Raw genomic sequence first — 2,576 nt, forward strand, 5'->3', positions numbered from 1 at the left:
AATCACTACGCAAAGAGCAAGGAGTAGCCAGCACAGGAAAAATAGACTAAAACTGAGTCAGAAGATGAGCGAACACGTGATCGAATATCACTGGAATGGGTGATCGGAAAATATCGGAATAACTGATCGGATGTCGCCGGCAATACCCAACACTTTTTCGACGATCTCGCGTGCGCCGAGATCGGTATTTTCCAACAGCGCGCGTGCTGCAGATTGGGCATACGGGCCGCCAGATCCGATAGCGATCAGATCGTTTTCCGGCTGGATAACATCGCCATTCCCGGTAATGATGAGCGAGGCGTTTTCATCGGCCACCGCCAGCAAGGCTTCCAGACGGCGCAGCATGCGGTCGGTGCGCCAGTCTTTGGCTAATTCAACGGCGGCTTTGACCAGATGGCCCTGGTGCACTTCCAATTTACGTTCAAACAGCTCAAATAGGGTGAAAGCATCCGCGGTGCCGCCGGCGAAGCCTGCGATAACTTTTTCATTATACAGGCGACGGATTTTGCACACGTTACCTTTCATGACGGTATTACCCAGAGTAGCCTGTCCATCACCACCGATGACGACATGCCCATTGCGGCGTACGCTTACGATTGTTGTCACGAGCAACCCCTTGGAATGGAAATAGTGAGCGCCCCGCAAAGAATACGGGGCGAGGATAACTATTAAATGGGGCGGGAATACGGGTTTTCAACCCCCGGCGGCAACGGGGATGCAATTTGATACTCCGGCGGCGCGTACGCTCTGCAAGATTTTATCGACGCCGGCGCGGCTGGAATAGGCTCCCAGCAAAACGCGATTCCAGCCGCCGCCGGTGGTAATGCGGCTTTCGATGCCGGCGAAGGCCAGTTGGGCACGTACCGACTCCGCCTGGTCCATCGCTTTAAACGAACCACACTGGACCAGCCAGCGCTGCGGCTTCTCTTTCGGCGACTCTTTCGCCGCACTCGGCTCGGCGCTCTTCTGAACCGGCTGAATGGGCGCCGGCGCGGGCGTCTGGCGCGCCGGTTGAGCCGGCTGAGGCGCGACCGTGGCCGGCGGCGTTTGGGTGGTCGGGCGGGTTTGGGCCGTGCCCGCCGCGGGCGCTTTGCTTTGATCGTTATAAGGCACTTCGTTCAAATGCGTGGGCTTACGGCGCATATCCGCCTGCATCTGTTCTAACAGTTGACGCTGCTCATCGGTCAGCTGCGCAGGCGAATTCACCTCTCCACCCGCGGTTGGCTCGGTGGGAGACTGTACCCCGATCTGACGATTTTCCAGCTCTTTAATATAACGCCAGCGTTCTTCCGGCTTGGGCGGTAACCCGCTGCCGGCGTTCTTGCCGCGATTCGGCACAATCACCGCCTCATCCGATTTGTTATGCGCGATGAAATAGAGACCGCCAATAAATGTAATCAATACGGCCGCCGCCAGTGCGATCATCGTTTTGGACGTGCCGGAGGAGGAACGTTTTTTTTTACGGTTGATCGTTTTACGCCGCGTGCCCGAGGACTTGCCACGGCCTACATAGTCTTTTTGTGCCACTATCGTTTCGCTAAATTTGAGATAATCATCAGGCCGTCATGTTACTGAAGGCAATAATATTTGACCAGCGTCAGCATTCCGAAATGCGCATCAGTGATGTGTCTGGGGCAGGGCGCTGGACCCGCGGATGATCAATTCACTGTCGAGCATCACAGAGGCTGCCGCCCTTGTCGCATGTTGCCTGAGTTGGCGCAAGAGTAACAGCACTGCTTCGCGGCCTATGCAATAACTGGGGGGCGCCACTGTTGTGAGCGGCGGGCAACAGTAGGCCGCCGCCGTTAAATTGCCAAACCCGGTCAGGGATAATTCTTCCGGTACCCTGAGGCCGAGCAGTTTCGCCTGCGCCAGCGCCCCCAGCGCTATCATATCGCTATGGCAAAAGATAGCGGTAGGTGGCTGTGGTCATGAAATCAATATGTTAAGTCCCGTTTTGCCGGTCTGGCAATTTAGCGGGCCCTGAAAGACACGCTTTTCCCGTGGGTAAGCGTACGCCCAGCGCCGTATTGACAGTTATTCAGCAGGGATGGTGAGGTTCCACGGCAGGAGCTCTTTGATTTTGTTGATGGGATGATCCGCGATAATCGCCAGCACATGGCGCAGATACGCTTCAGGCTCCACGCCGTTCAGTTTGCAACTGTCGATCAGCATATACATCAGCGCCGCCCGGTCGCCGCCGCTATCCGAACCGAAGAACAGATAGTTCTTGCGACCCAGGCTTATTACCTGCAGCGCGTTTTCAGCGATATTATTGTCGATCTCCGCCCAGCCATCGCCGGCGTAGTAGCACAACGCCCGCCAGTGGTTCATCAGGTAGTTGAACGCCTTTGCCGTATCGGCCTGGCGCGACAGCGTGGTGAGGTTTTCCCGGACCAAACTCTCCAGACCAACAAGTATTGGTCGGGATCGTGCTTCGCGCACCTGTTGTCGTTCCTCTGCCGGGCGCACCCGGATATCGGCTTCGATCGCGTACAGCTCACCGATCCGGCGCAGGGCCTCGGTAGTGGTCGGCGACGGATGGCGCACATGGATATCATGGATTTTACGCCGGG

At 56.7% G+C, this 2,576-nt stretch carries 3 protein-coding genes and 1 pseudogene; all 4 read right to left on the reverse strand.

What is annotated here, in order from left to right:
- Positions 1 to 87: 87 nt before the first annotated feature.
- The gene (gene hslV, locus ACMX3H_RS18175) at positions 88 to 606 is read right to left on the reverse strand and encodes an ATP-dependent protease subunit HslV (RefSeq protein ID WP_415211795.1); all 519 of its coding nucleotides are present in this window, start codon (positions 604 to 606) and stop codon (positions 88 to 90) included.
- 87 nt (positions 607 to 693) lie between these two features.
- On the reverse strand, positions 694 to 1,527 hold the full coding sequence (ftsN, locus tag ACMX3H_RS18180) for a cell division protein FtsN (protein WP_415211796.1): 834 nt from the start codon (positions 1,525 to 1,527) through the stop codon (positions 694 to 696).
- 90 nt (positions 1,528 to 1,617) lie between these two features.
- A pseudogene (locus ACMX3H_RS18185) lies at positions 1,618 to 1,929 on the reverse strand (substrate-binding domain-containing protein); the annotation flags it as partial.
- 108 nt (positions 1,930 to 2,037) lie between these two features.
- A partial coding sequence (locus ACMX3H_RS18190; protein ID WP_415211797.1) for an IS66 family transposase occupies positions 2,038 to 2,576 on the reverse strand: 539 nt, incomplete at its 5' end.

Origin of the sequence: Sodalis sp. (in: enterobacteria) (genome assembly GCF_047607725.1) — a bacterium.
Taxonomy (GTDB): Bacteria; Pseudomonadota; Gammaproteobacteria; order Enterobacterales; family Enterobacteriaceae; genus JBLKSS01.